Origin of the sequence: Pseudomonas sp. NPDC089741 (genome assembly GCF_044748825.1) — a bacterium.
Classification (GTDB): Bacteria; Pseudomonadota; Gammaproteobacteria; order Pseudomonadales; family Pseudomonadaceae; genus Aquipseudomonas; species Aquipseudomonas helmanticensis.
The window spans coordinates 1-2,701 of the sequence record NZ_JBIVGT010000078.1 but is presented as its reverse complement, the minus strand read 5'-3'; the positions used below and the strand labels follow the sequence as shown (position 1 = coordinate 2,701).

General features: G+C 56.1%; 3 protein-coding genes. 1 reads left to right on the top strand and 2 read right to left on the bottom strand.

What is annotated here, in order from left to right; genetic code table 11:
• A partial coding sequence (gene clpS, locus ACIPZE_RS28810) for an ATP-dependent Clp protease adapter ClpS (protein ID WP_400776819.1) occupies window positions 1–360 on the bottom strand: 360 nt, incomplete at its 3' end.
• Between the two features lie 224 nt (window positions 361–584).
• On the opposite strand from clpS, the gene ACIPZE_RS28805 reads away from it, so the two are divergent.
• Window positions 585–896, top strand: a complete 312-nt coding sequence (locus ACIPZE_RS28805) for a cold shock domain-containing protein (RefSeq protein WP_129394513.1) — start codon at window positions 585–587, stop codon at window positions 894–896.
• Window positions 897–977: 81 nt separating this feature from the next.
• Here ACIPZE_RS28805 and icd read toward each other — a convergent pair whose 3' ends face one another.
• Complete coding sequence (icd, locus tag ACIPZE_RS28800; RefSeq protein WP_007920207.1) at window positions 978–2,234, bottom strand: NADP-dependent isocitrate dehydrogenase; 1,257 nt, start codon at window positions 2,232–2,234, stop codon at window positions 978–980.
• Between the last annotated feature and the right edge of the window lie 467 nt (window positions 2,235–2,701).

Sequence of the window (2,701 nt, the reverse complement as noted above, 5' to 3'; positions counted from 1 at the left end):
CCGTAGGCCCGGCCGCCGTGCCCCGCCGGACTGGCGTCCCTGCATGGCCTTTGTCTCGGCGATGTCGCGGGTAAACACTCCACATACTGCCCGTCCTTCTGTGTGGACGGCCAGCATGACCTTGGTCGCCAGCTCGCGATTCAGGTTAAAAAACACCTCGAGCACTTCGACGACGAAATCCATCGGTGTGTAGTCATCGTTGAACAAAACCACCTTGTACATCGGCGGCGCCTGTAATGCAGGCTTTGCTTCCTGAACAGCAACGCCCGCCGAATCGTCGTCGTGTTCCTCCGGGTGATCCTTTTGGAGAGTCGGGCGATCCTGATTGAATGTTAGTCGAATCTGGCTGATTGCATGCATGGAAAGAAAGGTTCGTCAGTTGTGCAAATACAGTGGTGGGGGCGGTTGTCCACGTTTTCAACTCCGACTGCCCGGTCACCTTGACTATCGGGAAAACGGTGTTACAACCAATAGAGCCCACAGTGGGTAAAAAAGATCCGCGGAGTCAATCCTTTTAACGGATTAGATTGCGGATGACTTGGATGATACTCCAGCGATGGAGTCTGTTGCAGAGGGATTTGAGCATGGCTGTCGGCAAGGTGAAATGGTTCAACAATGCCAAGGGATTCGGCTTTATCAATACCGACGCCCGCGAAGGCCGCGACGAGGACGGGAAAGAGATCGACTTCTTTGCCCATTACTCCGCCATTGAAATGGACGGGTATAAAACCCTCAAGGCAGGACAAGCCGTGGTTTTCAATATTGTTCAAGGCCCCAAAGGACTGCATGCGGTCGGCATCAATGCTGTCATCGAGAAACCATCCAGTGCCGCTGAAGGCGCGGCTGTCGGCGCCGCTGCTGCTGCCGCTGCCGCGACTGCCAAAGCGATGAGCTGACTGATTTACCTCTGAATACCGGCAATAAAAAAACCGCCTGACTCAATTCATCGAGTCAGGCGGTTTTTGTGTGCCTGCGTTTTACATGTGCGAGATCAGCGCATCGCCGAAGCCTGAAGAGGAAACCAGTTTGGCGCCGTCCATCAGACGTTCGAAGTCATAGGTCACTGTCTTGGCCGAGATCGCGCCGTTGGTGCCCTTGATGATCAGATCCGCCGCTTCCGTCCAGCCCATGTGGCGCAGCATCATTTCTGCCGAGAGAATCAGCGAACCCGGGTTGACCTGATCCTTGCCGGCGTACTTCGGCGCGGTACCGTGGGTCGCTTCGAACATGGCCACGGTATCGGACAGGTTGGCGCCCGGCGCGATACCGATACCGCCCACTTCTGCGGCCAAGGCGTCAGAAAGATAATCGCCGTTCAGGTTGAGGGTGGCGATCACATCGTATTCGGCCGGGCGCAGCAGGATCTGCTGGAGCATGGCGTCGGCGATGGCATCCTTGACCACAACATTCTTGCCGGTTTTCGGGTTCTTGAACTGCATCCACGGGCCGCCGTCGAGCAGGGTCGCGCCGAATTCTTCGGCGGCCACTTCGTAGGCCCACTCTTTGAAGGCACCTTCGGTGAACTTCATGATGTTGCCTTTGTGCACGATGGTCAGTGAATCGCGGTCATTGTCGACCACATATTGCAGGGCCTTGCGTGCCAGGCGCTTGGTGCCTTCCAGCGAAACCGGCTTGACACCGATGCCGCAGTTTTCGTCGAAACGGATCTTGGTGACGCCCATTTCTTCTTTAAGGAATTTGATGACCTTGGTGGCTTCCGGCGAACCGGCCTTCCACTCAATGCCGGCATAGATGTCTTCGGAGTTCTCGCGGAAGATGGTCATGTCGACGTCGCCAGGCTTTTTCACCGGGCTCGGCACGCCTTCGAACCAGCGCACCGGGCGCAGGCAGACGTACAGGTCGAGTTGCTGACGCAGGGCCACGTTCAGCGAACGAATGCCGCCACCGACCGGCGTGGTCAGCGGGCCTTTGATGGAAACCACGTAATCCTTGACTGCGTCGAGGGTTTCCTGCGGCAGCCAGGTGTCCTGATCGTAAACCTGAGTGGCTTTTTCCCCGGCGTAGACTTCCATCCAGGAAATCTTGCGTTTACCGCCGTATGCCTTTTGAACTGCAGCATCGACAACCTTGATCATCACCGGGCTGATGTCGACACCAATGCCGTCACCTTCGATGAAGGGGATGATCGGGTTATCAGGAACATTGAGAGAATGGTCTGCATTGACGGTGATTTTGTCGCCGACGGCTGGAACCTGAATCTTCTTGTAACCCATGCTGAACTCCATTGTTTGGATTGAACATCTGGCTTGGTTCGAGCGTAACCCAGTTAAATCAACACGCAAACCCTCTGTTCCCGGCAATCGCACAACTCGTTTCGTACAAGCCTGAAAGCAAAGGGAAAAGCGCCAAACTCAAGCATTCGCAACGACTCTACGCGCCACCCTGCCCTGCGACCTTTAGACCAATGGACGAGATTGGTTGCATATGAACCATCGGCAGATTGCCAGCTACCTATGTATAATGCCGCCCGCTGACCACAGGGTCACGACGGCTGGCCTCTCTAGTACGAGACTTTCCGCCTGATTGGTCGGGTTGTTACCGCAGCCTGACTGCTTGACGCTCTACTGATGCACCCAACATCACCGCGAAGAATCTCGACATTCGGTTCATGGATGACTTTGACCGAACGCGCTGACCCGGCGCCCCGCGAGGTTCTGCGCCCGCGTGAGCCCAGCGGAGA

Coding starts and splice junctions, on each gene's coding strand:
- ACIPZE_RS28805 (WP_129394513.1), top strand. CDS start 585: ATGGCTGTCGGCAAGGTGAAATGGTTCAACAATGCCAAGGGATTCGGC.
- icd (WP_007920207.1), bottom strand. CDS start 2,234: ATGGGTTACAAGAAGATTCAGGTTCCAGCCGTCGGCGACAAAATCACC.